This is a genomic window from Rhodovulum adriaticum (assembly GCF_004345735.1).
Lineage (GTDB): Bacteria > Pseudomonadota > Alphaproteobacteria > Rhodobacterales > Rhodobacteraceae > Rhodovulum > Rhodovulum adriaticum.
Genome location: NZ_SLXL01000009.1, coordinates 69,142 through 93,664 on the forward strand (window position 1 = coordinate 69,142; position 24,523 = coordinate 93,664).

A 24,523-nucleotide genomic window follows, 5' to 3' on the forward strand; every position below is an offset into this window, starting at 1 on the left:
CCACGTCAGGGCAGGGCGTGAAACTGTGCCATGAACCGGCGGTCGATCCGGTCCTTCCAGCGCCAGACCCAGGCGCCCTCTATCTGCAGGGGTAGGCGGTCGGCGGCGGCGCGCTTGCCGCCCATCGAGATCAGCTTCAGATAATCGCGCTGCGGGTGGTAGGGACGGCGGTCGGTGCCGGTCAACTCGGCCCGCAGGTTGTGCAGCAGGATCGGCGCCTCGCGCACGGCATAGACGCCCGCCTTGGGGCGGGGGGCGTGGGACAGGTGCGCGCAATCGCCCGCGGCATAAATGGTCGGATCGGTCACCGAGCGCAGGAAACGATCGACCGTCACGAAGCCATCTGTCAGGTGCAGCCCGGTCTCCGCCAGCCAGCCCTGGGGCCGGGTGCCCGCCGCCCCGATCACCAGATCGGCAGGGAGCGTTTCGCCACCGGCCAGTTCCGCGCCCGCAGCGGTGATGCGCGTGATCCGAACCCCTGTGCGCAAGTCGATCCCTTGCGTTGAAATCTGATCGCTCAGCGCCGCGCGCGCGCCGCGCCGCACGTCGCGCAGGATCTGCGTGCCCGCGTCCAGCAGCGTGACCCGTGGCGCCAGTCCCGCCGTTGCCAGCCGGTGCCGCGCGGCCAGCGCCAGTTCCACACCCGCCACGCCCGCGCCGATCACGGTGACATGCGGGGCGGCCCGGCCTGCGCGGGCGCGGGAAACGAAATCCTCCCACGCCTGGGCAAAGGCGCCCAGTGGTTTCGCGGGCACCGCGTGGTCGGTGAAACCGGGCAGGTCAGGCAGGTCAGAGGTGATGCCGATATCGACCGAGGCCAGGTCATAGGGAATATCCGGCTGGCCCGTGACGCGGATCACCCGGCGGTCGCGGTCGATGCCCGTCGCGCGGCCCAGCACCACATGCGCGCCCGCATGGCGGGCCAGGGGGTCAAGGTCGATTTCCAGCTGATCGCGTGTGTAATGACCTGCCACCAGCCCCGGCAGCATCCCCGAATAGGGGGCCGTCGGGCCGGGGTTGATGACCGTCAGGCGGACGCCGGGCAGCGGGTTCTGCCCCCACATCAGCAGAACCAGCGCATGGGTATGACCGCCCCCGATCAGAACCAGGTTGCGGGGGGCGGGCAGTGGATCGGTCATGGGCGCGGGCCTTTGCTGGTGGTTTTTCTGCATATAGGCCCGTGCGGCGTGCCGCGACAGGGGTCAGGGCGCGCGCCAGCCGCCCAGCCAGCCATCCGCGGCGGTGAAGACCGCGCGGCGGTGGTGGTCGGGCCGCAACAGCAGCGTTTCGATCCGGTCCAACGTGCCGCGCAGCACCGCAAAGGCGGCGCGGTCCGGGCCATTGCAGTGATCCGCCGGGGTGCCCAGCGGTGCGCCGGGGGGCGGTGAACCACCGTAAAGTGTGCGCGAGGGCGGGGAAAGCGCCTGCCATTGCGGCTCTGCCGCGTCGCCGGCGATCACATCGAACCGGGCGCGCAGGCGGATCTGCAGCAGCGCCTGCGCATCCCAGATCAGCAGCGTGGCGCGCGGGTCTGCCTGCAACTGGGCCACCTTTTCCGCGCGCAGGTCGGAATAGAACTCGACCGTACCGGCCTGCCGGTCGACCGCGCGCAGCACCACCATGCGCGCCTCTGGCCCCTCGGGGCCAGTGGTGGCCAGCACCGGGGTATGGGCCGGCAGGGTGCGGTTCACAACGCCGTCGAACAGGCGTTGCCAGACCGTGTCCAGCGTGCCCGGAAGGGTGGATATGTCACTCATAGCCCGTCATCTCCAGATAGCCCGTGCCGGGGTGGCTGCCGGTGACGCGCACCGGCCCTTCCCAGTAGGGGACAAGCGTGTCCATCCAGGCGTCATCGCGCAGCGCCTGCACGGTGATATCCACCCCCCGCGCGGGCAGCGCAAGGCGCCATTGCGTCGGGATGGCGCGCCCGGCGACGCGGGTTTCGGCCAGCGGTTCCATGTCCAGCGCGTCGGGGGACAGGGGCGTTGCGCTGCCGTCCGCCGCGATCCACGTGCCAGAGCGGAAAGCCGACCCCGCATCCCGCCCCCGCAGGCGAAAGGCCATCAGCTTGGCCCCATCCTCGAAATGCAGGGAAAACCAGTCCCAGCCGTCCTGCCCTTCGGCCAGCGGCTGGCTGGACCATTCCCGATCCAGCCAGGCCTGCCCGGTGACGGGCACCGCCCCGCCGGGCAGGGTCAGCGTGCCGGAAACCCGGTAGAAGGGTTGCGAATAGTAGTAACTGGCCTGCCCGGTTTCCGCCTTGACCGAAAAACCCGCATCCCCGTGCAGAACCAGCGGGCCATCGGCGCTCAGGTCCAGGTCATAGGCGAAATCGGCGCCCTGCGCGGACAGGCTGAGGGCGGACAGCGGATCGTCCCCCTGCGCGGCCTGACCGGCCATGCGCCATTCGTCGATCCACGCGGTAAAGGGGGCGGCGGTCACGCCTGCCTGCCCGGTGCCCCCGCGCGCCAGCCGCATGGCGCTGCGGTGGCCCGTTTCATCGGTCAGTGCCGCGTGGCCCATCCAGGCCTGCGCCGTGGACCAGCCCGTGCCCGGATCGCCCGGCGCCAGCGCATTGCGGAACAGCGTCCACTGGATGCCATAGGGCGTGCCGTCCGGGCCGGTCAGGTTGGCGGTCAGGTACCACCATTCGATCCGGAAATCGGGATGCGCGCCGTGATCGTCGGGAAAGTGCAGCGCCGTTCCCCGCTCGGGCAGGGCATAGCCGTTCGTCGTCTGGCCCAGCCCGGCAAAGCCTTGCGCCAGCGCGGGCAGGGGCAGCAGCGCCCCCAGCAGGATCAGCAGCCTAGCGTTCATCGGCAAACACCTTCAGCAGAGCAGTGGGCGACAGCCGGGCCAACCGCCAGGCGGGCCAGGCCGCCGCCAGACCGGCCGCCGCCAGCGCCAGAACGCCCAGCCACAGCCAGTCGGTCGGGAAGACATGCATCGGCAGCTTCCACCCGAAGGCGGCGACGTTGACCACCGCCAGCAACACCCAGGCCAGCAGCAGGCCCACCGGCACCGCAACGATCATCGTCAGCGCCGCCAGCAGCAGCGCGCGCCCCAGTTCCAGCCGCGCCAGCCGCGCCCGGGTCAGGCCCAGGGCCCAGACCGGGGCCAGTTGCGGCAGGCGCATCGTGGACAGGGTCAGCAGGCTGGTGAACATCGCGAACCCGGCCACACCCATGGTCAGCACATTCAGCGCGCCGGTCACAAGGAAGGTCCGCTCGAACACCATCAGCGAGATTTCCTTGACCCGGCCCTGGTCGATCATGTTGTCCGCAGGCAGGCCGAATTCATCGACCAGCGCGGTCTTCAGGCCGGGCACCTGCGCGGGATCGGTGCGGATGGCATAGCGGCGGCGGTCTACGTCCGGGTACAGCCCGGTCAGGTCGTCCACCCCGATGATGACCTGCCCCTTGGGATTGCCGTAATCGGCGTAAACACCCACCAGGGGCCGCGCAGCACCACCGGGCAGGGGGATCGCATCGCCCAGCGACAGCCCCGCGCGCCGCCAAAGCTGTTCGTTGACGATCGCGCCCTGCCCGCGGGCCAGGGTTTGCCAGACATCGTCGCGCCCCACGATCAGGGGCCAGTTGTCGGGATAGGTGCGGTGATCTGCGACGCCGTAGACCTCGGCCGGGCCGCCCAGAACAGTGCCCTCCACCTTCCAGATGGGCAGCAGGGCGTCGCTGCGCGGTTCCAGCCAGGCGTGCAGGCGCTGCGCCTCGGCCATGTCGCGGGCGGTGACGTACAGTTCCGAGGGCAGGCGCTGGTCCAGCCAGGCGGTAAAGGTCAGCCGAAAGCTGGACACCATCGTCCCCACCCCGATATTGGCCGACAGCGCCAGCAGCAACGCCATCAGCGCCAGCGAAAGCCCCGGCAATTGCTGCCGCGTATCGGCCCAGAACCATTGCGCCAGCGGCCCGCGGGCCAGCCGCGCAGCGCCTCCCAGCATCAGCGCCAGCAGGCCCGGCAGCGCCAGCGCCGCCGAAATCAGCAGCGCCCCCAACAGCAGAAAGCCGCCCACGATCCCGCTGCCGTAAACCCCCGCCAGCACCGCGATAACCGCCAGTGCGCCCGCCGCCGCCCCCTGCCAACGCAGCGCCCGGGCCGAGGCGCGCGCCCAGGCGGTGGGTTGCGCGGGGGCCAGCAGCGGCAGGCTCCACAGCCGCCACAGGCTTTGCCCGCCTGCCACGCCCGCGCCGGCCAGCGCCATGGCCAGCCCGCCCAGCCACCATGCGGGCCGCAGCGCCAGGCTGCCGGACACGCTGGCGCCATACAGCCCGCGCAGGGTGGCCGCGACATCGGGCAACAGCGCGGCGGCGATCGCATAGCCCAGGGCGACCCCGACCAGTCCGGCGGCCAGCGCCAGCAGCATCACCTCGGCCGCCAACAGCCCGACCAGCACCCGCAGGGGCACGCCAAGCGCGCGCAGGGTGCGGAACATCGCGCGGCGCTGCTCGAACGCCAGGCCGATGGCCGAATGCACGATGAACAGCCCCACCGCAAAGGACAGGAAACCGAAGGCGGTCAGGTTCAGGTGGAAACTGCCGGTCAACTGCGCCGTGTCGGCCTGTTGCAGCGGGGCGCGCCGTTCAAGCGCGGGCGCGATGTCGGTCAGCGCGGGGCGGGTCAGCGGCTGGTCGGGCAGGATCAGCAGGCGCGAGATCCGCCCTTCGGCCCGCAGCAGGGTCTGCGCGATGCCGATATCGGTGAACAGCATCCCCGGCGCCATGCCCCGCGTCGCCACCAGCGGGGGCAGGCCCGCCACCCCTTGCAGCGCCTCTACCGTTTGCGGCGCGGCATAGGCCAGGCCGGGCGGGGCGATGAAATCGGCAATCCGCCCCTCGCCCTGCATGGCGTCGGGCAGGCTGCCCGCAGGCGCGGTAAAGGGGTCCAGCCCGTAGACCAGCACGGAATTGCCCGCGCGGGACCATTGCCCCTCTAGAACCGGGGTGACCTGCCACCCGGCCCGGCGCAGGGTGACGAACACATCCTGCCCGATATGGGTCAGGCCGCGCGCGGGCACCAGGCTGTCCAGCCGATCCTGGTCCAGCACTTGCGCCGCGCGGGCATAGCTGGCGCGCGCCTCGGCGTTGATGGCCTGCACGCCCGACCACAGCGCCGTGGCCAGCGCCAGGCCCAGCAGCAGGGTGGCCAATTGCAGGGGGTGCCGCCGCCAATGGGACAGCAGCGCGGACAGGGCGACCCGCCACATCACGCCAGCCGTCCGCCGCGCAGATGCACCTGCCGGTTCAGCCGGGCGGCCAGCCGCGTGGAATGGGTGACCATCAGCAGACCTGCGCCGGTCTCGGCCACCAGTTCCAGCATCAGGTCCAGAACGCTATCGCCTGTCGCCTCGTCCAGATTGCCGGTGGGTTCGTCCGCCAGGATCAGTGCGGGCCGAGCGGCCAGGGTGCGGCCGATGGCGACGCGCTGCTGTTGCCCGCCGGACAGCTGTTCGGGGTAGCGGTCCAACAGTGCCGACAGGCCCAGACGGTCGGCCAGCCGCGCCGCCCAATCGGCGTCGTGCCGCCCGGACAGGCGCGCCTGAAAGGCCAGGTTCGCCGCGACCGTCAGCGAGGGGATCAGGTTGAACTGCTGAAACACCAGCCCGACCGTGTCGCGGCGCAGGCGGGCCAGGGTGGCGTCGCTGGCGCCGGACAGATCCTGCCCCGCAACCGCGATACGCCCCGCATCGGCGCGGTCCAGCCCCGCGCACAGGTGCAGGCAGGTGCTTTTGCCCGATCCCGATTCGCCGGTCAGCGCCACGGTTTCGCCCGCCGCCAGCGCCAGGTCGATGCCGCGCAGCACGGCCACGCGGGCGGCGCCGCTTTGATAGGATTTCTCGACTTGCTCGACCTTAAGCAGCATTGCCCGCCCCTGTTCCATGGGGCGCCTATCTAGCGCGCGGGCGGGCGGCGCACACCCCCGACGGGGCGCGGCACGGCGTCCGGGGATCAGCCTGCCGTGCCGGTGCGGTGGGCGGCCTGCGCGGCCCGCCCCTCGTCTGCGTCGGCCCAGACCGACAGGCGGATTTCCGGGCCGCCCAGCCGCGCCGAGGTGGCGTTGACGACGCGCACCCGCAAATGTCCGCCCCGCGTCAGGATCGGCGCGACCAGCCCGCGGGCCGTGGGGCCCAGATGGCCCAGCGTGATCCAGCGCGCGCGCCGCAGGCGGCCCAGTGGTCCGGCGGGGCGCGCATGGGCCATCACGGCGATGCCGCCCTCCGTTTCGGGGGAAAGGGCCAGCGGGTCGCCCGGACCCAGCCCCAAACGGTCGGGATCGTCGGTCAGCCCGACAACCGCGACACTGTGAATGATCGCCTGCATCATGATATCGCCGCCCGGTTGCGTTGCCGTTCGTGCCAAGCGCCCGCATTCCAGGCGGACGTTATCCTTGCTCGTGTGACCGAGTCCTAACGCGGGGCAGGTGATTCCAGAAGGGGGACTCAGCGTTCGGCGCGTGGACGGGTGGAAATCCGCCGGGCCAGCAATTCGCCCAGGACGCGGCTGGCCGGGTTGCGGCTGTCGACCGCGGCGCGCAATGCCTCTGCGACCAGGCCCAGGGGCGGGTTGGGATCCTCGATCTCGAACAGGACGCGGCGCCCCTCGGTGTCGCAGACGATCTGACGGCGGCCAAAGCACTCGCGCATGCCCAGGCAGGATCGACCGTCACGGCTGTGAAACACGACTGACATAGTTTTTCTCCGCGTCTACCGAACACCGGATTACGCCCGGTTGTCCCCACTGAATCCAGAGCCTTGTGGATAAAGGTCAAGATTCCGTTGCGCGGATGCAACGTTTTGGCCGGTTTGGCGGTTCAATCTGTGGTTGCTTGCCCGTAGCCGCGGGTGAACTGGGCGATTGCCTCGGCCAGTTGGTCGTCGTTCAGGACCGGCGGATCGCCCAGCAGCAACGCGCCGTGGTACTGTCTGGCCAGGGCCTCGACCTCGACGGCCAGCCACATCGCCTTGTCCAGGCTGGCTTCTGCGGCCAGCATGCCGTGATGGGCCATCAGGCAGGCCTTGCGCCCCTCCAGCGCCTCGATCACGCGATCGGACAGCTCTTGCGTGCCGAAGGTGGCATAGGGGGCGCAGCGGATATCCTCGCCCCCCGCGGCGGCGACCATGTAATGCACCGCCGGGATGTCCATGTGCATGATCGCCAGGGTTGTGCAATAGGGCGCATGGGCATGCACCACCGCGTTCAGGTCGGGGCGGGCCCGCAGGATGTCCAGGTGAAAGCGCCACTCGCTGGAGGGTTTGCGCAGGCCGTGCGGCGTGCCGTCCATATCCAGCCGCACGATATCCTCGGGCAGCAGATCCTCATACGGGATAGAGGTGGGGGTAATCAGGATGTAATCGCCCACCCGCACGCTGATATTGCCCGATGTGCCCTGGTTCAGCCCCACGGTGTTCATCTTCAGGCAGGCCGCGATGATGGCCTTGCGGGTTTGCAGATCGTCCATGGCACCCTCCGTTGCGGTTCGCCCCGCTATAGCGGCAAGGCGGTGGTCTTGAACACCGTGCGCAGCGCGAAAGAGGACTGCATCCGTGTCACACCCGGCAGGCGGGTCAGGTACTGGCGGTGGATGCGGGCGAAATCCTCGCTGTCGGCGGCCACCACCTTCAGCAGGTAATCGGCGCTGCCCGCCATCAGGTGGCATTCCAGCACGTCCGGCACGCGCGCCACCGCCTTTTCAAAGGCGTCCAGGATGTCGTCGCTTTGGCCCGACAGGGTGATTTCGACGAACACGGTTGTTTGCCGGCCCAGCTTGCGCGGATCCAGCAGGGCGACGTAATCGCGGATGATCCCTGCCGCCTCCAGCCGTTGCACGCGGCGATGGCAGGCCGAGGGCGAGAGGTTCACCCGCTCGCTGAGGTCGGCGTTCGAGATGCGCCCCTGTTTTTGCAGGACCGCCAAAAGGCGGCGGTCGATATCGTCAAGCTGCATTGCCGTGCACGATCCTTCGAATGATGCGCCGATGCTGTGCACGATTTCATTTCCAAACTGCCGGGGCAAGGGATGGAAATCAACGCATTTGCCGGGCGCCTGCGGCATTCTGTCAACACAGGATCAGGAGGATGGAATGCGGATCGGATGCCCGACGGAAATCAAGTCGCATGAATACCGGGTGGGGCTTACCCCCAACGCTGTACGCGAGGCCGTGACCCACGGCCATCAGGTGATGGTGCAGGCGGGGGCGGGGTTGGGCTCTGGCTTCACCGATGCCGATTACACGGCCGCCGGGGCCGAAATGGTGGACAGCGCCGAAGAGATTTTCGCCCGCTCCGAGATGGTCGTGAAGGTCAAGGAACCCCAGGCGGTGGAACGCGCGCAGCTGCGCGCTGGGCAGGTTCTGTTCACCTACCTGCACCTGGCGCCCGACCCGGACCAGACCCGCGATCTGCTGGACAGCGGTGTGACCGCCATCGCCTATGAAACCGTGACCGACGGGCAGGGCGGCCTGCCGCTGCTGGCGCCCATGTCCGAGGTCGCCGGTCGGCTGGCCCCGCAGATGGGCGCCTGGGCGCTGCAAAAGGCCAATGGCGGGCGCGGCACGCTGATGGGTGGCGTGCCCGGCGTCGGCCCGGCCGAGGTGGTGGTGATCGGCGGCGGCGTGGTCGGCACCCATGCGGCGCGGGTTGCCGCCGGGATGGGGGCGGATGTGACGGTGCTGGACCGCGCGCTGCCGCGTCTGCGCTATCTGGACGATGTGTTCGGCGGGCGGTTCAAGACGCGCTATTCCTCGGGCGGGGCGGTGGCCGAACTGCTGGAAACCGCCGACCTGGTGGTCGGTGCCGTGCTGATCCCCGGGGCAGAGGCCCCCAAGCTGGTGCGCCGGGCCGACCTGGCAACGATGAAGCCGGGCGCCGTGCTGGTAGACGTGGCCATCGACCAGGGCGGGTGTTTCGAAACCTCGCGCCCGACGACCCATGACGATCCGATCTATACGGTGGACGGCATCGTGCATTACTGCGTGGCCAACATGCCCGGCGCGGTCGCCCGCACCGCGACCATCGCCCTGGGCAACGCGACACTGCCGCATGTGCTGGCCCTGGCCGACAAGGGCTGGCGGCAAGCCTGCGAGGACGATCCGAACCTGCTGGCCGGGCTGAACACCCATGCCGGGCACCTGACCTACTATGCCGTGGGCCGGGCGCAGGGCATCGACGTGCTATCGCCGCATCTGGCGCTGAAGGAATAGGCGAGGGCGGTCATCACATCCGGCGGAGCGGGCCGCCTTTCGCCGCGCGGCCCCTTTCATCCGAACCTCAAACCGCTATCACGGGGCCGAACAAAGGAGGCCCCGATGACCGACCTGACCGATTTTCCGATCACCGCCCGCTGGGCGCCGCAAGACCCGTCCGCGATCCAGCTGTATTCCTTTCCCACACCCAACGGCGTGAAAGTGTCCATCATGCTGGAGGAAACCGGCCTGCCCTATGAGGCGCACAAGGTGGACATCAACACAGACGACCAGTTTTCCGAGGCCTTCGTCTCGCTCAACCCAAACAACAAGATCCCAGCGATCATCGATCCCGAAGGGCCGGACGGCCAGCCCATCGGCCTGTTCGAAAGCGGCGCGATCCTGATCTACCTGGCGGAAAAGACCGGGCAGTTGCTGCCCACCGATCCCCGCGCACGGGCCGAGGTGCTGCAATGGCTGATGTTCCAGATGGGGGGCGTCGGGCCGATGTTCGGGCAGATGGGGTTCTTTGTGAAATTCGGCGGCAAGGACGTGGCCGACCCGATCCCGCGCGACCGCTATGTGGGCGAGGCCAAGCGCCTGTTGGGCGTGCTGGACAAGCGGCTGGAGGGGCGCGATTGGATCTGCGGCGACTATTCCATCGCCGACATCGCCACAGCGCCGTGGCTGCGCGCGCTGCTGGTCGGCTATCAGGCGCGCGAGATTGTGGGCTGGGACGACTGGCGCAACCTGCCCGCCTATCTGGACCGCTTTCTGGCGCGCGACGCGGTGCAGCGCGGGCTGGCCCAGCCGCCCCGGGACTGAGCGCCCGCACAGGTTCGGCGTAGGGTGGGTGCCAACCCACCGCCTGTATCGAATGAGGAAAACCAGTGGTGGGTTTCACCCACCCTACGCCCCCGCCCGGATCAGCCCTTGCGCGCCTGCGCGATCATCGCCGCGGCGCGTTCGCCGATCATCATCGCGGGCGCGCCGGTATTGCCGCCGATCACCCGCGGCATGACGGATGCATCCACGACCCGCAGCCCCGCCATCCCCCGCACGCGCAATTGCGGGTCCACCACCGCCATGTCGTCCGTGCCCATCCGGCAGGTGCCGACCGGGTGATAGATCGAATCCGCATGTGCGCGGATATCGGCCTGCAGTGCCGCATCGCTGCCGTCATGGGGATAGAGCCGCGCGCCCCGCCAGGGCGCCAGCGCCTGTGCCCCCAGGACGCGTTCCACGATCCGGGCGCCGCGCATCAGCGTGTCCAGATCGTCCGGGTGGTTCAGGAATGCGGGGTCGATCCGGGGCGGATCGGCGGGGTTGCGGCTGGTCAGCCCGACGCTGCCCCGGCTTTTCGGGCGCAACCCGCAGACATGGCAGCTGTAGCCATCGGCCAGGTGCAGGCGGCGCATGTGGTCGTCCTCGATCCCGATGACGAAATGCAGTTGCAGGTCGGGCCGGTCCAGACCGGGGGCGGACGGCACGAAGGCCCCGGCCTCGGCATAGGGGGTGGCAAACAGCCCCTCGCCGGTCTTGCGCCACGTGCCCGCCGCGCGGCCCAGCCGGGCCAGTCCGCGCGGGTTCAGCCCCACCACGTCGCGCCGCAGGGATCGGTGGATGATGGTGTAATTCAGGTGGTCCTGCAGGTTTTGCCCCACGCCGGGCAGCACATGCACCGGCGCGATGCCATGGGCGGCCAGCTCGTCCTCTGGCCCGATGCCGGACAGCAGCAGCAGGTGCGGCGAGTTGAAGGCCCCCCCGGACAGGATCACCTCGCTCCGCGCGTCGATCCGACGCCGCCGCCCCCGGCGGCGCACCTGCACCCCCACCGCGCGGTTTCCCTCGACCAGCAGCCTTTCCGCCCGCGTGCGGGTCAGCACCGTCAGGTTGGGCCGTGCCAGCGCCGGGAACAGATAGGCGGCAGCGGCCGAACAACGCTCGCCCTTTTGCGGGCCGTCGCGGAACTGCTTGACCTGGTATAGCCCCGCGCCCGCCTGTTCGGGGCCGTTGAAATCGTCGTTGCGGGGGATCTGCACCTCGGCGCAGGCATCCACGAAGGCGCGGGAAATGCGGCGCGGCGCGCTTTGTTCGCTGACTTGCAGGGGGCCGTCGCCGCCATGCCAGGCATCGCCGCCGCGCGCGTTGCCCTCTACCCGCAGGAACCAGGGGCGCACATCGTCCCAGGCCCAGCCCTCGGCGCCCAATTCCGCCCATTCGTCGTAATCCCGCGGATGCCCGCGGACATAAAGCATCGCGTTGATCGCGCTGGACCCACCCAGGCCCCGCCCGCGCGGCTGGAACCCGCGCCGCCCGTTCAGCCCCGGCTGGGGCACGGTGTGGTAGGCATAGTTGTTGATCCGGGGCCGCCCCGAGATCATCGCCGGGATCAGCGCGGGCGCGCGGATGAAGATGTCGTTGCCGCCGCCGCCGGCCTCGATCAGGCAGACGGTGACGGACGGATCCTCACTCAGCCGCGCGGCCAGGACGCAGCCGGCAGAGCCGCCGCCGACGATGACGTAATCGTAGACCATGGGCCGCAGCCTAGCGGTGCGTGCGCGGGCCGGGCCAGCGTCCAAATCGCCTCAGCCCGGCAGGGCGCCGGTCAGGACGTAACGTAAAATCTGCACCACCTGTGCCGGTTCCTGCGCCACGGCCAGGGCGGCGGCGTCCACCTCTTTCAGCGCGTGGGCGTGGTCGGGGCCGTGCAGCACGATCAGTGACTTGCCCAGGGCCGCCGCATACCCCGCGTCAAAGGCCGCGTTCCACTGCTTGTATTTCTCGCCGAAGCGAACGACCACGATATCGGCGTCGGCGATCCCCTTGCGGGTGCGGATCGCGTTGACCATCGCGCCCTTGTGGTCGTGCCAGTACTTGTTGTCCTCGGCGCCCAGGATCGCCACGCCGCAATCGTCGCTGGCGGCGTGATCGGTGACCGGGCTGTCAAAGGTCACGTCCAGCCCCGCCGCCCCCTCGACGATCTGCTCGCGCCAGTCGGTGTGAATCTCGCCCGACAGGTAAACCTTCAGCGTCATGCGCTGTCCTCCTTGTTCCATGCGTCTTGCAGCAACTTTGCGACCGTGTCGTCGCTGACCTGCCCGAAGTCTTGGTAGTGCTGCCCTACCGCGCGAAAATCCCTTGGCGCCTGGAGAAAGACCAGCCGGTCCGTCATGCCCCGGAATTGCCAGATCAGATCCTGCGGGCCTACGGGCACCGCCAGCCAGACCTCGATCGGGCCGCGCTTGCGCAGGGCTTGCAGCACGGCGCGGGCCGTGGCGCCCGTGGCCAGCCCGTCATCGACCACGATCACCGTGCGCCCGGCGATGCGCTGCGGTTTGCGATCGCCCAAATACAGGTCGCGGCGGGTTTCGATCTCGGCCAGCTTGCCGGTGACCGCATCGGTGAAATCGGCCTGTGTCAGCCCGGCATGATCCAGCAGTTCGTCATTAAAGACGACCTCGCGCGCGCCGCCATCCACGACCGCGCCCGCAGCCAGTTCGGGATTGCCGGGCATGCCGATCTTGCGCACCAGCGCCAGGTCCAGCGGGGCATCCAGTGCCCGCGCGATGGGCAGGGCAACCGGCACGCCCCCGCGCGGCAACGCCAGAACCAACGGGTTTTCCGGCTCGAACGCCGCGACCTTTTCGGCCAGCAGTTGCCCCGCCTCTTCGCGGTTCTTGAACATCGCGCATCTCCTTGACCCTGTCGCGGGGCGAGTATGCCGCCGCGCGCAGACGGGGCCAAGCCCCGGCGATCAGCCGCGCAGGCTGCCGCCGGTGGCCTTTTCGACCTTTTCGACGATCTTCTTGGCGACGGCCTCAATCTCGTCCTCGGTCAGGGTCTTGTCCACGGGCTGCATGCGCACGGTGATGGCCAGGGATTTCTTGCCCTCGCCCAGGCTGCCGCCGATGAACTCGTCAAAGACGCGGACCTCTTCGATCAGGGTCTTGTCGGCGCCGGCGGCCGCGTTGACCACGCCCGCCGCCTCGACATCGGCATCCAGCACGAAGGCGAAATCGCGTTCCACCGCCTGCAGGTCGGACGCTGCCAGCGCGGGCCGCGTCGCGCCCTTCTTGCGCGGCATCGGCGGTTCCTCAAGATAGACGGTAAAGGCCATAGCGGGGCCCTTTACATCCATCGCCTTCAGCACCTTGGGGTGCAGTTCGCCAAAGACGGCCAGCACCTTTTTCGGGCCCAGGCAGACACGGCCGGACCGCCCCGGATGCCACCATTCCGGCGCCTCGCGCAGGATCTGGGCCTTGGCCGGGGCGCCGATGGCGGCCAGCACGGCCTCTGCGTCGGCCTTGGCGTCATAGACATCCACAGCGCGGCGCGAGCCATAGGGATCGCGCGGGGCCGCATGGCCCACCAGCAGGCCCGCAACCTGGATATGCTGATCCGCGGGTTCGGCGCCGTGAAAGGCGGGGCCGACCTCGAACAGCGACAGGTCCATGAAACCGCGCGCCTGATTGCGGGCCGCGGCCTGCAACAGGCCGGGCAGCAGGTCGGGGCGCATATGGCTCATCTCGCTGGAAATCGGGTTTTCCAGCGCCATCGCATCCGCGCCACCGCCGAACAGCGCGGCGCTGTCCGCGTCGATGAAGGAATAGGTCACGCATTCGTTGTAGCCGAGCGCCGCGCAGGTGCGCCGGGCCATCGCCTCGCGCTTTTGCAGGGGCGTCAGGATGCCGGTGGGCACGCCCACATGGGCGCGCGGCAGGCGCTTGCCCTGCAATTTGGTCAGCGAGGCCACGCGCGCGACCTCTTCGACGAGGTCGGCCTCGCCCAGCACGTCGGGGCGCCAGGACGGCACATGGGCCATGTCACCCTCCAGCCGGAAGCCGAGCGCGGTTAGCGTGGCGCGCTGTTCGTCCGCCGGGATGGACATGCCCACCAGGCTTTCGACCCGCGCGGTGTCCAGCTTGTAGGCGCGCGCGGTGTCGGGGATGGCACCCGCGACGACGACCTCGGACGGTTCACCGCCGCACAGGTCCAGGATCATCTGCGTGGCGGCCTCGATCCCGTCGGCGGTCCAGTCGGGGTCGATCCCCCGTTCAAACCGATAGCGCGCATCGGAATTGATCTTCAGCGCGCGGCCGGTCATCGCCGTGCGGATCGGGTCGAAATAGGCGGCCTCAAGGAAGACGTTGACCGTGTCCTCGGTGCAGCCCGAGGCCTCGCCGCCCATCACGCCGGCCAGGCTTTCGACCGTGTCGCCCACGGAAATCGCGGTCATGCCGGGTTGCAGGACGTATTCCTTTTCGTCCAGCGCCAGGAATTTCTCGCCCCCTTGGGCGGCATGCACCCGCAGCCCGCCCGTCACCTTGTCGGCGTCAAAGACGTGCAGCGGGCGGTTCATGTCGAAGGTAAAGAAGTTGGTGATATCGACCAGCGCCGAGATCGGGCGCAGCCCGATGGCGCGCAGGCGGTCCTGCAACCATTGGGGCGAGGGGCCGTTCTTCACCCCCCGGATCACCCGGCCGTAAAAGACCGGGCAGGCGCGTTCGTGGGTCTCGGGGTCGATGGTGACCGGGATCGGGCAGGGGAATTTCCCCTGCACTGGCGTCACCTCTACCGGCTTCAGCGTGCCCAAGCCGCGCGCGGCCAGGTCGCGGGCGATGCCGTGCACGCCCAGGGCGTCGGGGCGGTTGGGGGTAATCGCGATCTCGATCACCGGGTCCACCTTGGACGGGTCGTTTTCCGCCAGCCAGTCGATGAATTTCTGCCCGACCTCGCCCGAGGGCAGTTCGATGATACCGTCATGTTCGTCGGACAGTTCCAGCTCGCGTTCCGAGGCCATCATGCCATGGCTTTCCACGCCGCGGATCTTGCCCACCGACAGGGTCACGTCGATGCCGGGCACGTAATCGCCGGGTTTCGCCAGGACCACGGTGATCCCCTCGCGCGCGTTGGGCGCGCCGCAGACGATCTGTTTTTCGCCCTCGTCCGTGTCCACCATGCAGACGCGCAGCCGGTCGGCATCGGGGTGCTGTTGCGCGCTTTTCACCTTGGCGATGGTAAAGGTGCCCAGCTTGTCGGCGGGGTTTTCCACGCCTTCGACCTCAAGGCCCAGATCGGTCAGCGCGTCGAGGATCTCGTCAAGGCTCGCCTCGGTGTCGAGGTGGTCCTTCAGCCAGGAAAGGGTGAATTTCATCGGAACGGACGCCTGTTGGTGGGGTAACGGGTTGCGCGCGTGTCTAGCCCAAAGGGGGGCGGGGGGAAAGGGGGCCTACTCGTCCTTCAGCCGCTCGGCCAGGCGGTCCAGCCTGCCCATGCGCCACAGCTGGATTTCACGGGCCAGCCGGATCGCCGGTTTGAGAAAGAAAAAGGCAGAGCCGATGACGAACAGCCAGATCGCCGGCGTTTCCAGCGAGTTCCAGAAGAACAGGACCGAGCCGACAAGGAAACACAGGGCGGCGGCGAAATCGACCGCCGTATGGGCGATTTCATACAGCGCGTAGACGCGGCGGGTGTCTGCGTTGCGCTCGCGGTTGCGGTGCTGGAACAGGGGCGTCTTCATCGCGGTCTCTCGTCCGGGGATGCGGCGCAATCGGTGGGCTAGCCCTTGTCGGGATCCACATTCGCGGCAAAGGCCTTTTCGAAGGCGGCCTGTTTTTCCGGCCCGGCCTCGGTCTGGTGCAGCGCCTTCCAATCGTCATAGGGCATGCCGTAGAACGCCGCGCGCGCCTCTTCCTTGGACATCTCGATGCCCTCTTCGGCGGCGGCCTCCTGCATCCAGCGGGACAGGCAGTTGCGGCAGAACCCGGCCATGTTCATCAGATCGATGTTCTGCACATCGGGGCGGTCCTGCATCAGGTGTTGTTGCAGCCGACGAAAGGCGGCGGCCTCGATCCGGGTGCGGGTTGCGTCGTCCATTCTGTCCTCCCTCGGTGTTGCGCCTACAGCCCGGTGGCGGCCAATGCCTCCTCCAGCATCGGGGCCAGCCGGTCGGCCCAGGCGATCTGGGCCTGCGGCGTCGCGATAACATCGTTGCGCAACTCTATCAGCACGTTCAACCGCCCGTGGTCGATGGCGTGCCGGTCCACCGCGTCGCCGGGCAGGTGGCCGCCATAGGGTTCATTCTCGCCCACGCACAGGTCGGGTTCCTGCCGCAGCCGGTCGATCAGCGGGCGGGCCAGTCGGTCGTCGGCGGCGTGCAGCACGCCGATCTGCCAGGGCCGTTCGCCCCGCCCGCGCAGGCGGGGGGCAAAGCTGTGGATCGCAACATAGACGGTATCGGCCCGGCGCGCGGCCATCTGTTCGATCGCGCGGTGATAGGGGCGCCAGAAGGCGTCCAGCCGGCGTTCCAGTTCGGTGTCGTCCACGTCGCGATTCGCGGGAATCACCGTTCCGTCATACAGCCGCATCAGCAGGGTCGGGTCGTCCTCGCCCCGGTTGGGGTCGATCACCAGGCGCGAGAAGTTGGACATTACCAGCGGCGCGCCCAGCCGTTCGGCCAGCCGCCGGGCCACGCCCGCCGCGCCGGGGTCATAGGCGATATGCCGTTCCATATCCTGCGGCGAAAGCCCAAGATCGCCCCCATTCACGGAGGGTGGCACGGTGTTGGCCGCGTGGTCGCAGGTCACCAGCCAGCGCGACGCGGCCCCCGGATCGCATATTTCGAAAGGGTGGTAAGTCATGCCCATGTCATCTTTGCCAGTCACATCCCCTTACGGCAGGCGCGACGCAAGCGCCAGTTGTCTCGGGGGGCAATTTCGGCCTAGAGAGATGCATACCGGCGCATACCGCGCTGCGATCCGAACAAGAGATGGGGCAGGATGAGACGTCTACGCAACTTGAAAGTGGTGGCCACGCTGGGGCCGTCTTCCGACGATTACGACATGATCCGCGCCCTTGTCGAGGCGGGGGCAGACGTGTTCCGCCTGAATATGAGCCACGGCACGCACGACGAAATCGCCCGGCGCCACGGGATCATCCGCCAGATTGAGGCCGACATGCGCCGCCCCATTGCGATCCTGGCCGACCTGCAGGGGCCGAAACTGCGCTGCGGCACCTTTGCCAACGGCGCCGAGGAAATCGAGGAGGGGCAGGCTTTCCGCTTTGATCTGGACGAGGCCCCGGGCGATGCGACCCGCGTGCAGCTGCCGCACCGGGAAATCTTTGCCGCGCTGAAACCCGGCGCGACGCTGCTGGTCAATGACGGCAAGCTGCGGCTGACGGTGAAATCCTGCGGTCCCGATCATGCCGATTGCGAGGTCGTGGTGGGGGGCACGATTTCCAACCGCAAGGGCGTGAACGTGCCCGACGTGGTGCTGCCGGTGGCGGCGCTGTCGGACAAGGATCGCCGCGATCTGGATTTCGTGCTGGACCTGGGCGTGGACTGGATCGCGCTGTCCTTCGTGCAGCGCCCCGAGGACGTGACCGAGGCCCGCGCCATCGTCGGTGACCGGGCGGCGATCCTGTCCAAGATCGAGAAACCCTCGGCCGTGGCCGAGTTCGACGGCATTCTGAGTGTGTCGGACGGGATCATGGTTGCCCGGGGCGATCTGGGCGTGGAAATCCCCGTGCAGAACGTACCGCCGATCCAGAAACGCCTGGTACGCCAGTGCCGCGCAGCGGCCAAGCCGGTGATCGTGGCCACGCAGATGCTGGAAAGCATGATCGAAAGCCCGATGCCCACCCGCGCCGAGGTGTCGGACGTGGCCACCGCCATCTACGAGGGGGCGGATGCGGTTATGCTGTCGGCCGAATCCGCCGCCGGCCAGTACCCGATCGAGGCCGTGACGACGATGAACAACGTCGCCATCGAGGTCGAAAGCGACCCCACCTATCGCGACATCATCGAGGCCAGCCGCCAGGCCAACCGCTCGACCGTGGCAGACGGGATCGTCGCCGCCGCGCGCGAGATCGCTGAAACCGCTGATATTAAGGCGATCTGCTGCTTTACCGAGTCCGGCACGACGGCGCTGAAAACCTCGCGCGAGCGGCCGCGCGTGCCGATCCTTGCGCTGACGCCCTCGACCGCGACGGGGCGGCGGCTGTGTCTGTCCTGGGGGATCAACTGCTTTTTCAACGACAAGGTCGAACGCTTCAAGATGGCCGTGGTCAGCGCCGCCCGCGCCGCCCGCGAGGGCGGCTATGGCAAGGGCGAGGATCAGATCATCGTGGTCGCCGGCCTGCCGTTCAACATTCCCGGCTCTACCAACATCCTGCGCGTGGCGCCTTGCGAGGAAAGATTGATTTTCAACGTGGAACCGGAATAATGGCAAGATCCGCCATGTCCGGGAGAACGGAGTGGAAAGCGATCTTTTCCTTGTTGCCGGGGTGATCGCGGGGGTGCTGGCCGTGCCGGCCTTTCTGTCGGCCTATACCGACGGTCGGTCCCCGGTTGCCGCTGGGGTTATGGCCCTGATTGCCGGTGCCGCGATCGCCTATGCGGTGATCAGCAATCCGGTCGGCTACCAGATCGAGGATGTGCCCGAGGTCTTTGTCCGGGTGATCGGTCGGTTCCTGAACTGAGCGACGCGCCCGGATTGGGCCTTGCATGGGGCGCACGCCCTGCGTATACGGGCGCCTCACGCGCGGCCGGCCCATGTGGCATGCCGAGTCGCGCCCCCACCGCCCGCAAGAGGAGACGGAAATGCCCAAGATGAAGACCAAGTCGAGCGCCAAGAAGCGCTTCAAGGTGACGGCGAAGGGCCGTGTGAAATGCGGCCAGGCCGGCAAGCGGCACGGCATGATCAAGCGGACGAACAAGTTCATCCGCAACGCCCGCGGGACCGAGGTTCTCTCGGCGCCGGACGAAAAGCTCGCCAAGAGCTACATGCCCTATTCGCGCTAAGGAGGCCTGATCCATGTCCCGAGTAAAAGGTGGCACCACCACGCACGCCCGTCACAAGAAGGTCATCAAGGCAGCGAAAGGCTATTATGGCCGCCGCAAGAACGCCTTCAAGACCGCGACCCAGGCCGTCGACAAGGCCAACCAGTACGCGACCCGCGACCGCAAGCAGCGCAAGCGTAATTTCCGCGCGCTGTGGATCCAGCGGATCAACGCGGCCGTTCGCGCCCATGACGAAGATCTGACCTATTCGCGTTTCATCAACGGCCTGAACAACGCTGGCATCGAGGTGGACCGCAAGGTTCTGGCCGATCTGGCCGTGAACGAGCCCGAAGCCTTCGGCACGATCGTCGAAAAGGCCAAGGCCGCCCTGGCCTGAGCCTGACCGACTGACGACTGCGAACCCCCGTCCGGGCCGATCCCGGGCGGGGGTTTTTCATTGCGCGGGGGTCAGGTCGGTTCCGTCAGCCGGGCGCGGGCCAAACGGGCCTCTCCGGTTTCCTCGCCGAAGCACATGTCGAAATCGGCGCAATCGGTGCAGACCGGCGTGGTGCACAAAACGAACCCCTCGGCCTCGCACAGTTGGCGGTAGAAAAACCGCTTCCACTTCATGTTGTTCGTGTTTTTCGCGGCCAGCGGGCCGAAATGGCGGGTCAGCAGGGTGTTCAACTCGCCCCGGTCGCGCAGGCCCAGATCCTGCCACAGGTGGTCGGGTTCCATCGCGCGCCGGGCGATCATCATGGCGAACCAGCGGGTCAGGGGGGCATCGTGGCCTGCGTGCTGCATCAGCAACGCGCGGACCGAGTCCTGTTCGACCTCTGCCTCGGGCAGGGGGCCTGCCATGTCGGCCAGCGCCGCGCGCCGCGTGGGGAACAGCCGCGCCGCCAGCCCGTCCAGCGCCGCGCCGTCCAGGCCTGTCCGTGCGCACAGATTGTCGCCCTCGGACATCCCCAGGGCAAGCACCGAGGCCGCCGCGTGGCTGTCGAAACAGTCCCGGTTCACGGCGGCGGCCATCAGCAAGTCATATGCATCCTGCGCGTTCACGATCTCTCCTGCGGTTGCGCCCAGCGTTGGGGTGGGGGCGCGTGGCGTCAATCCCGGGGCCGGGGCGCATCCTGGCCTTACCCCGCAGCGCCCGGAATTCAGGCAGCCCCCCGGCCCCTTGCCGCCCCAGGCGGCACCCACGGTCCGGCCCGCGCTGGCGCATTTGCATTCCCCCGCCCCTGTGCTATCGACCGCGCGGGCACGTGACCGGAGGGCGATCCATGGATGAGCTGAGGCAGAAATACCTGAACGCGATTGCAGCCGCGGGCGACGAGACCGCGCTGGAGGAATTGCGCGTGCAGGCCGTCGGCAAGAAGGGCGAGGTCAGCCTGAAGATGCGCGAGTTGGGCAAGATGACGCCCGAGGAACGCCAGATCATGGGCCCCAAGCTGAACGCCCTGAAGGACGAGATCAATTCCGCCCTGGCCGCGAAAAAGGCCGCGCTGGCCGACGCCGCGCTGAATGAACGCCTGGCCGCCGAATGGCTGGATGTGACCCTGCCCGGCCGCCCGCGCCCCCAGGGCAGCGTGCACCCCGTGTCCCAGGTGACCGAGGAAATCACCGCGATCTTTGCCGATATGGGCTTTGCCGTGGCCGAGGGGCCGCAGATCGAAAGCGACTGGTTCAACTTCGACGCGCTGAACATCCCGCCCGAACACCCCGCCCGGCAGGAACATGATACCTTCTTCATGTCGCGCGCGGACGGTGACAACCGCCCGCCGCATGTGCTGCGCACCCATACCAGCCCGGTGCAGATCCGCGCGATGCAGGCCCAGGGCGCCCCGATCCGGGTGATCGCGCCGGGCCGCGTCTATCGCTGCGACTACGACCAGACCCACACGCCGATGTTCCACCAGGTGGAGGGGCTGGCGATCGACCGCGACATCTCCATGGCCAATCTGAAATGGGTGCTGGAGGAGTTCTGCCGCGCGTTCTTTGAGGTCGACGGGGTCGAACTGCGCTTCCGCGCCTCGCATTTCCCGTTCACCGAGCCGTCGGCCGAGGTCGATATCCGCTGTTCCTGGGCGGGCGGCACGCTGAAGATCGGCGAGGGCGACGACTGGATGGAAATCCTGGGCTCTGGCATGGTGCACCCCAAGGTGCTGCGGGCCGGCGGCATCGACCCGGATCAGTGGCAGGGCTTTGCCTTTGGCATGGGGATCGACCGGCTGGCGATGCTGAAATACGGCATCCCCGACCTGCGGGCGTTCTTTGACAGCGATTTGCGCTGGCTGCGCCATTACGGGTTCAGCGCGCTGGACATGCCGACGCTGCATGGTGGGTTGAGCCGGTGAGGCGGGGTGGCCTGTTCACGGAAATTTTGTTGACGTGCCCACATAGTGACCACATATTGCTTGTGAGTAAGGAGGCTTGATCATGACTCTCAATGAAGGATGGGGTGGATAACCCTTTGATCGAAATAAATCTTCCAGAAATAATGATTCGCTCTGGAAGCTCATATGGCCCTTGGCCTTCGGTCGGGGCCATAATTTTGTCTGCGTTTATCGGTGGTCTGGTCGCTTTATATTCCATAAACGAGCAACGAAAGATAGCACGTAAGCGTGCAACACTCGACATGCTTGCAAATAGAGAGTGGGACAGAGATTATCTTAAGGCCAAAGCGGAATTCAATAAGCTCAAGACCAGTAAAACCAGTCTAAATTTATGGGCTAGCCCTGAGCACGCGACCAGCCCGCAAGCGAACAACATCAGGAACATACTCAACGATTACGAGCTGACCGCGATAGGTATACGCGAGGGCATATTAGACGAGGAACTTTACCGTAGGTGGTTTAAGACGTCGTTTCTCCGCGATTTTGATATGGTAGAAAGCTACATTTCTGAAGTAAGGAAGAAAGCCGGGACGTCCAAGATATATGCTGAGTTTGAATGGTTGGCGAACCGTTGGAAAGAAGAGAAACAGCCAAGCCTGCCATTAGAAACAAGCCATCGAAAGCAAGCGTAGGGTGGGTGAAACCCACCACTTGGCCAAACACTCGCATCGGTGGGTTGTCACCCACCCTACCTATCTGCCCTGCCGGATCACGCGCAGGCACGTTGAGCCTTTGTAGCCCCATCGCGACAGGATGCGGCAGGGACATTTGGCGCGCTTTGTGCTAGCCGACCCATGCCGCGCAGGGGAGGGCGCGCCAACCGCCGAGAGGCCGCATGCACAAACCCGCCCCGCCGATCCAGCAATTCATCCCGAAAATAGCCGCCGTCCTGGCCGAGGGCTATGGCCTGCGCCATCTGCGCGCCGACCTGGTCGCCGGGCTGACCGTGGCCGTTGTCGCGCTGCCGCTGTCGCTGGCGATTGCCATTGCCTCGGGCGTGCCGCCGGACCGGGGGCTGATTACCGCCATCGTGGGCGGTTTCCTTGTCTCGCTGCTGGGGGGCAGTCGGTTTCAGATCGGCGGGCCGGCGGGGGCCTTTATCGTGCTGGTCATGGCCACGGTGCAGCGTCACGGGCTGGACGGGCTGATGCTGGCGACCTTCCTGTCGGGTCTGTTCCTGTCGCTGGCCGGTGCCCTGCGGCTGGGCGGCTTCGTCAAGTTCATTCCCTACCCGGTCACGGTCGGCTTTACCGCCGGGATCGGGGTCATCATCCTGGCCAGCCAGATGCGCCCGCTGCTGGGCCTGACGCTGGCGGGGCCGGAACCGGGGCCGTTCCTGGAAAAGCTGCCCGCGCTGTGGGCCGCCATGCCAACGCTTGACCCGCTGAACCTGGTGCTGGGGTTGGGGGCGTTCGGGTTGATCCTGGTGCAGCGCCGGGTGGCGCCAAGGGTGCCGGGGATGCTGCTGGCCATCGTTCTGGCGGGGCTGACCGTGTGGCTGCTGGACCTGCCCGTGCCCACCATCGGCAGCGCCTATGGCGGTATCGCCGCTGGCCTGCCCGCGCCGCACCTGCCCGATTTCACGCTGGCCAAGGTGCAGGCGGTGCTGCCCGACGCGCTGGCCTTTACCCTGCTGGGCGCGATCGAGTCGCTGCTGTCGGCGGTGGTGGCCGATTCCATGACCGGGCGGCGGCACCGGTCGAATGCTGAACTGGTGGGGCAGGGGGTCGCCAACATGGCGTCGGCCTGTTTCGGCGGTTTCTGCGTGACCGGCACCATCGCGCGCACGGCGACCAATGTGCGCGCCGGGGCGCACGGGCCGGTGGCGGGGATGATCCACGCGCTGACGCTGCTGGTCATCGTGTTGTTGCTGGCGCCGCTGGCCAGCGCCATTCCGCTGGCTGCGCTGGCCGGTGTGCTGGTCTCGGTTGCCCTGCACATGATCGACATCCGCGCGATCCGCACGCTGGCGCGCACCGCGCGGGCGGAACTGGCGGTGTTGCTGGCAACCCTGACCCTGACCGTGCTGCGCGATCTGACCGAGGCGATCGTGGTGGGGCTGGCCCTGGGCGCGCTGGTTTTCATGAACCGGATGGCACAGATCAGCGGGGTGGATGCCATGCTGGACGAGGCCGATACCGAATCCCGCCCGCAGGACCGGTCCGAGGGGCGCGAAACCATCGTGCTGCGGCTGACGGGGGCCTATTTCTTTGGCTCGGCCCCGGTGATCGAAAACGTGCTGGACCGCATCGCCGCCCGCCCGCGCCGCCTGATCCTGGACCTGGCCGATGTGCCGCTGCTGGACATGACCGGCGCGCACAGCCTGACCGGGTTCATCCGCAAGGCGCGGGACAACGGCATGTCTGTGACACTGGCCGCCGCGCGGGATCAGCACATGGACATGTTGCGCGCCGCGGGCCTGCCCGAGGGCGTCGTGCGCGCCCCGGACATGGCGGCGGCGCGGCGCGGGGGCTAGTCGATCCCCGCCGCCAGCGACGTGGCGATGAAGATCGTCAGCAATACGGATGTCGCGCCGGAAAGCAGGCCCAGGCTGGCGATGATGCCGTCCCTTTCAATCAGTCCGACACCAAAGATGAACAGCGACACCGCCGGAAACCAGCCGCTAAACGGGATCGGCAGAAACAGCGTAAAGGCGATCACGAACAGCGCCAGTCCCAGCAGGCGTTCGTGCCGTGGTGCGAACAGCCCCTCGAACCGGGGGGTCAGGTGCCGTTCCAGCCGCCGTGTGACCGGGCGCAGGCGCAGCACCGTGCGCCGTAGCTTGTCATGGTTGATCGTGGTGCGTGACAGCCGATTGGGCAGGCGCACATGGGGCAGGCCCAGCACCATCTGAGAGGTCGTCAAAAGAACTGGTAATGCGGTGATCAGGGACGAGCCGGGCGGCAAGGGCAGGAGCGTGACCAGTGAAAACACGACGATTGCCCAGCCGAAGGAACGGTCGCCCAGCCCCTCGACCAGATTTCCCAGCGTCAGTGTCCCCGCCGCGTCATGCGCGCGGGACTGGCGCAGGATCGGCATCGACAGCGACGGCCGGCGTTTGCTGTTGTCGTCCTGGCGGTGCGCCATTGGTCCCCCGGGTGGCGGCGGGGCCGGATGGCCCACCTGTGCAGCGCGGATATGGGCCTTT

At 67.7% G+C, this 24,523-nt stretch carries 27 protein-coding genes; 9 read left to right on the plus strand and 18 right to left on the minus strand.

Translation table 11 applies throughout. The features are described 5' to 3' along the window. Nucleotides 1-5: 5 nt before the first annotated feature. The 9 genes from EV656_RS11950 to EV656_RS11990 all read right to left on the minus strand — a co-directional run bounded on the left by EV656_RS11950 (nt 6) and on the right by EV656_RS11990 (nt 7,958). Nucleotides 6-1,139 (minus strand): FAD-dependent oxidoreductase, encoded by a 1,134-nt coding sequence (locus tag EV656_RS11950; protein WP_165919003.1) that lies wholly within the window; start codon nt 1,137-1,139, stop codon nt 6-8. A gap of 63 nt (nt 1,140-1,202) precedes the next feature. Beyond that, nucleotides 1,203-1,757 carry a pyridoxamine 5'-phosphate oxidase family protein gene (locus EV656_RS11955; RefSeq protein WP_132604300.1) on the minus strand — a complete coding sequence of 185 codons (555 nt, stop codon included), beginning with the start codon at nt 1,755-1,757 and terminating at the stop codon, nt 1,203-1,205. Continuing rightward, a complete protein-coding gene (locus EV656_RS11960) occupies nt 1,750-2,817 on the minus strand; it encodes a lipocalin-like domain-containing protein (RefSeq protein WP_132604303.1) in 1,068 nt (355 codons plus the stop codon). The genes EV656_RS11955 and EV656_RS11960 overlap by 8 nt, the downstream gene beginning before the upstream one ends. Continuing rightward, on the minus strand, nt 2,807-5,221 hold the full coding sequence (locus tag EV656_RS11965; protein WP_132604306.1) for an ABC transporter permease: 2,415 nt from the start codon (nt 5,219-5,221) through the stop codon (nt 2,807-2,809). The genes EV656_RS11960 and EV656_RS11965 overlap by 11 nt, the downstream gene beginning before the upstream one ends. Continuing rightward, nucleotides 5,221-5,877, minus strand: coding sequence for an ABC transporter ATP-binding protein (locus EV656_RS11970; protein ID WP_132604309.1), 657 nt, complete (start codon nt 5,875-5,877; stop codon nt 5,221-5,223). The genes EV656_RS11965 and EV656_RS11970 overlap by 1 nt, the downstream gene beginning before the upstream one ends. An 86-nt stretch (nt 5,878-5,963) precedes the next feature. Continuing rightward, entirely contained in the window at nt 5,964-6,374 is a 411-nt protein-coding gene (locus EV656_RS11975; RefSeq protein ID WP_132604311.1) for a hypothetical protein, read from the minus strand. Nucleotides 6,375-6,454: 80 nt separating this feature from the next. Next, a complete protein-coding gene (locus EV656_RS11980; RefSeq protein ID WP_132604313.1) occupies nt 6,455-6,703 on the minus strand; it encodes a hypothetical protein in 249 nt (82 codons plus the stop codon). Nucleotides 6,704-6,825: 122 nt separating this feature from the next. Beyond that, nucleotides 6,826-7,473, minus strand: a complete 648-nt coding sequence (locus tag EV656_RS11985) for a class II aldolase/adducin family protein (protein ID WP_132604315.1) — start codon at nt 7,471-7,473, stop codon at nt 6,826-6,828. A gap of 26 nt (nt 7,474-7,499) precedes the next feature. Continuing rightward, on the minus strand, nt 7,500-7,958 hold the full coding sequence (locus tag EV656_RS11990) for an Lrp/AsnC family transcriptional regulator (RefSeq protein WP_132604317.1): 459 nt from the start codon (nt 7,956-7,958) through the stop codon (nt 7,500-7,502). Between the two features lie 136 nt (nt 7,959-8,094). On the opposite strand from EV656_RS11990, the gene ald reads away from it, so the two are divergent. Both ald and EV656_RS12000 read left to right on the plus strand, forming a co-directional pair. Continuing rightward, nucleotides 8,095-9,213 (plus strand): alanine dehydrogenase, encoded by a 1,119-nt coding sequence (ald, locus tag EV656_RS11995; RefSeq protein WP_132604319.1) that lies wholly within the window; start codon nt 8,095-8,097, stop codon nt 9,211-9,213. A 105-nt stretch (nt 9,214-9,318) separates the two neighbouring features. Continuing rightward, complete coding sequence (locus EV656_RS12000; protein WP_132604321.1) at nt 9,319-10,020, plus strand: glutathione S-transferase N-terminal domain-containing protein; 702 nt, start codon at nt 9,319-9,321, stop codon at nt 10,018-10,020. 101 nt (nt 10,021-10,121) lie between these two features. On the opposite strand, the gene EV656_RS12005 is transcribed toward EV656_RS12000, so the two are convergent. The 7 genes from EV656_RS12005 to EV656_RS12035 form a co-directional block, all read right to left on the minus strand. Beyond that, complete coding sequence (locus EV656_RS12005) at nt 10,122-11,732, minus strand: GMC family oxidoreductase (protein WP_132604324.1); 1,611 nt, start codon at nt 11,730-11,732, stop codon at nt 10,122-10,124. Between the two features lie 51 nt (nt 11,733-11,783). Continuing rightward, on the minus strand, nt 11,784-12,233 hold the full coding sequence (locus EV656_RS12010; RefSeq protein WP_132604327.1) for a YtoQ family protein: 450 nt from the start codon (nt 12,231-12,233) through the stop codon (nt 11,784-11,786). Further along, on the minus strand, nt 12,230-12,883 hold the full coding sequence (locus EV656_RS12015; RefSeq protein WP_132604329.1) for a phosphoribosyltransferase: 654 nt from the start codon (nt 12,881-12,883) through the stop codon (nt 12,230-12,232). Before EV656_RS12015 ends, EV656_RS12010 begins: the two co-directional genes overlap by 4 nt. A gap of 69 nt (nt 12,884-12,952) precedes the next feature. Further along, nucleotides 12,953-15,352 (minus strand): phenylalanine--tRNA ligase subunit beta, encoded by a 2,400-nt coding sequence (pheT, locus tag EV656_RS12020; RefSeq protein WP_132604332.1) that lies wholly within the window; start codon nt 15,350-15,352, stop codon nt 12,953-12,955. Nucleotides 15,353-15,427: 75 nt separating this feature from the next. Further along, nucleotides 15,428-15,718, minus strand: coding sequence for a YrhK family protein (locus EV656_RS12025; RefSeq protein WP_132604335.1), 291 nt, complete (start codon nt 15,716-15,718; stop codon nt 15,428-15,430). A gap of 38 nt (nt 15,719-15,756) precedes the next feature. Further along, entirely contained in the window at nt 15,757-16,074 is a 318-nt protein-coding gene (locus EV656_RS12030) for a DUF1244 domain-containing protein (RefSeq protein WP_132604338.1), read from the minus strand. Between the two features lie 23 nt (nt 16,075-16,097). After that, on the minus strand, nt 16,098-16,838 hold the full coding sequence (locus EV656_RS12035) for an N-formylglutamate amidohydrolase (protein WP_132604341.1): 741 nt from the start codon (nt 16,836-16,838) through the stop codon (nt 16,098-16,100). A 138-nt stretch (nt 16,839-16,976) separates the two neighbouring features. Between EV656_RS12035 and pyk the strand changes: the two genes are divergently transcribed. The 4 genes from pyk to rplT all read left to right on the plus strand — a co-directional run bounded on the left by pyk (nt 16,977) and on the right by rplT (nt 19,376). Next, nucleotides 16,977-18,422 carry a pyruvate kinase gene (pyk, locus tag EV656_RS12040; RefSeq protein WP_132604344.1) on the plus strand — a complete coding sequence of 482 codons (1,446 nt, stop codon included), beginning with the start codon at nt 16,977-16,979 and terminating at the stop codon, nt 18,420-18,422. Between the two features lie 31 nt (nt 18,423-18,453). Beyond that, nucleotides 18,454-18,678, plus strand: coding sequence for a hypothetical protein (locus EV656_RS12045; protein WP_132604347.1), 225 nt, complete (start codon nt 18,454-18,456; stop codon nt 18,676-18,678). A 121-nt stretch (nt 18,679-18,799) separates the two neighbouring features. Beyond that, nucleotides 18,800-19,000, plus strand: a complete 201-nt coding sequence (gene rpmI / locus EV656_RS12050) for a 50S ribosomal protein L35 (RefSeq protein WP_132604350.1) — start codon at nt 18,800-18,802, stop codon at nt 18,998-19,000. A 13-nt stretch (nt 19,001-19,013) separates the two neighbouring features. Continuing rightward, the gene (gene rplT / locus EV656_RS12055; RefSeq protein WP_132604353.1) at nt 19,014-19,376 is read left to right on the plus strand and encodes a 50S ribosomal protein L20; all 363 of its coding nucleotides are present in this window, start codon (nt 19,014-19,016) and stop codon (nt 19,374-19,376) included. Between the two features lie 71 nt (nt 19,377-19,447). Here rplT and EV656_RS12060 read toward each other — a convergent pair whose 3' ends face one another. After that, entirely contained in the window at nt 19,448-20,041 is a 594-nt protein-coding gene (locus EV656_RS12060; RefSeq protein WP_200276595.1) for a nitrogen fixation protein NifQ, read from the minus strand. 221 nt (nt 20,042-20,262) lie between these two features. Here EV656_RS12060 and pheS point away from each other — a divergent pair, with 221 nt between their 5' ends. The 3 genes from pheS to EV656_RS12075 all read left to right on the plus strand — a co-directional run bounded on the left by pheS (nt 20,263) and on the right by EV656_RS12075 (nt 23,851). Beyond that, a complete protein-coding gene (gene pheS, locus EV656_RS12065) occupies nt 20,263-21,336 on the plus strand; it encodes a phenylalanine--tRNA ligase subunit alpha (protein WP_132604356.1) in 1,074 nt (357 codons plus the stop codon). Nucleotides 21,337-21,428: 92 nt separating this feature from the next. Next, on the plus strand, nt 21,429-22,007 hold the full coding sequence (locus EV656_RS12070) for a DUF4760 domain-containing protein (RefSeq protein WP_132604359.1): 579 nt from the start codon (nt 21,429-21,431) through the stop codon (nt 22,005-22,007). Nucleotides 22,008-22,210: 203 nt separating this feature from the next. After that, nucleotides 22,211-23,851 carry a SulP family inorganic anion transporter gene (locus tag EV656_RS12075; protein WP_132604362.1) on the plus strand — a complete coding sequence of 547 codons (1,641 nt, stop codon included), beginning with the start codon at nt 22,211-22,213 and terminating at the stop codon, nt 23,849-23,851. On the opposite strand, the gene EV656_RS12080 is transcribed toward EV656_RS12075, so the two are convergent. Then, nucleotides 23,848-24,462 (minus strand): exopolysaccharide biosynthesis protein, encoded by a 615-nt coding sequence (locus EV656_RS12080; RefSeq protein WP_132604365.1) that lies wholly within the window; start codon nt 24,460-24,462, stop codon nt 23,848-23,850. The two genes, EV656_RS12075 and EV656_RS12080, sit on opposite strands and share 4 nt — an antisense overlap. Nucleotides 24,463-24,523 lie beyond the last annotated feature (61 nt).

Excerpts from the sequence above, each read along its gene's own strand:
- EV656_RS11950 (WP_165919003.1), bottom strand. The coding sequence starts at position 1,139 with ATGACCGATCCACTGCCCGCCCCCCGCAACCTGGTTCTGATCGGGGGC.
- EV656_RS11955 (WP_132604300.1), bottom strand. The coding sequence starts at position 1,757 with ATGAGTGACATATCCACCCTTCCGGGCACGCTGGACACGGTCTGGCAA.
- EV656_RS11960 (WP_132604303.1), bottom strand. The coding sequence starts at position 2,817 with ATGAACGCTAGGCTGCTGATCCTGCTGGGGGCGCTGCTGCCCCTGCCC.
- EV656_RS11965 (WP_132604306.1), bottom strand. The coding sequence starts at position 5,221 with ATGTGGCGGGTCGCCCTGTCCGCGCTGCTGTCCCATTGGCGGCGGCAC.
- EV656_RS11970 (WP_132604309.1), bottom strand. The coding sequence starts at position 5,877 with ATGCTGCTTAAGGTCGAGCAAGTCGAGAAATCCTATCAAAGCGGCGCC.
- EV656_RS11980 (WP_132604313.1), bottom strand. The coding sequence starts at position 6,703 with ATGTCAGTCGTGTTTCACAGCCGTGACGGTCGATCCTGCCTGGGCATG.
- EV656_RS11985 (WP_132604315.1), bottom strand. The coding sequence starts at position 7,473 with ATGGACGATCTGCAAACCCGCAAGGCCATCATCGCGGCCTGCCTGAAG.
- EV656_RS11990 (WP_132604317.1), bottom strand. The coding sequence starts at position 7,958 with ATGCAGCTTGACGATATCGACCGCCGCCTTTTGGCGGTCCTGCAAAAA.
- ald (WP_132604319.1), top strand. The coding sequence starts at position 8,095 with ATGCGGATCGGATGCCCGACGGAAATCAAGTCGCATGAATACCGGGTG.
- EV656_RS12000 (WP_132604321.1), top strand. The coding sequence starts at position 9,319 with ATGACCGACCTGACCGATTTTCCGATCACCGCCCGCTGGGCGCCGCAA.
- EV656_RS12005 (WP_132604324.1), bottom strand. The coding sequence starts at position 11,732 with ATGGTCTACGATTACGTCATCGTCGGCGGCGGCTCTGCCGGCTGCGTC.
- EV656_RS12010 (WP_132604327.1), bottom strand. The coding sequence starts at position 12,233 with ATGACGCTGAAGGTTTACCTGTCGGGCGAGATTCACACCGACTGGCGC.
- EV656_RS12015 (WP_132604329.1), bottom strand. The coding sequence starts at position 12,883 with ATGTTCAAGAACCGCGAAGAGGCGGGGCAACTGCTGGCCGAAAAGGTC.
- pheT (WP_132604332.1), bottom strand. The coding sequence starts at position 15,352 with ATGAAATTCACCCTTTCCTGGCTGAAGGACCACCTCGACACCGAGGCG.
- EV656_RS12025 (WP_132604335.1), bottom strand. The coding sequence starts at position 15,718 with ATGAAGACGCCCCTGTTCCAGCACCGCAACCGCGAGCGCAACGCAGAC.
- EV656_RS12030 (WP_132604338.1), bottom strand. The coding sequence starts at position 16,074 with ATGGACGACGCAACCCGCACCCGGATCGAGGCCGCCGCCTTTCGTCGG.
- EV656_RS12035 (WP_132604341.1), bottom strand. The coding sequence starts at position 16,838 with ATGACTTACCACCCTTTCGAAATATGCGATCCGGGGGCCGCGTCGCGC.
- pyk (WP_132604344.1), top strand. The coding sequence starts at position 16,977 with ATGAGACGTCTACGCAACTTGAAAGTGGTGGCCACGCTGGGGCCGTCT.
- rpmI (WP_132604350.1), top strand. The coding sequence starts at position 18,800 with ATGCCCAAGATGAAGACCAAGTCGAGCGCCAAGAAGCGCTTCAAGGTG.
- rplT (WP_132604353.1), top strand. The coding sequence starts at position 19,014 with ATGTCCCGAGTAAAAGGTGGCACCACCACGCACGCCCGTCACAAGAAG.
- pheS (WP_132604356.1), top strand. The coding sequence starts at position 20,263 with ATGGATGAGCTGAGGCAGAAATACCTGAACGCGATTGCAGCCGCGGGC.
- EV656_RS12070 (WP_132604359.1), top strand. The coding sequence starts at position 21,429 with ATGAAGGATGGGGTGGATAACCCTTTGATCGAAATAAATCTTCCAGAA.
- EV656_RS12075 (WP_132604362.1), top strand. The coding sequence starts at position 22,211 with ATGCACAAACCCGCCCCGCCGATCCAGCAATTCATCCCGAAAATAGCC.
- EV656_RS12080 (WP_132604365.1), bottom strand. The coding sequence starts at position 24,462 with ATGGCGCACCGCCAGGACGACAACAGCAAACGCCGGCCGTCGCTGTCG.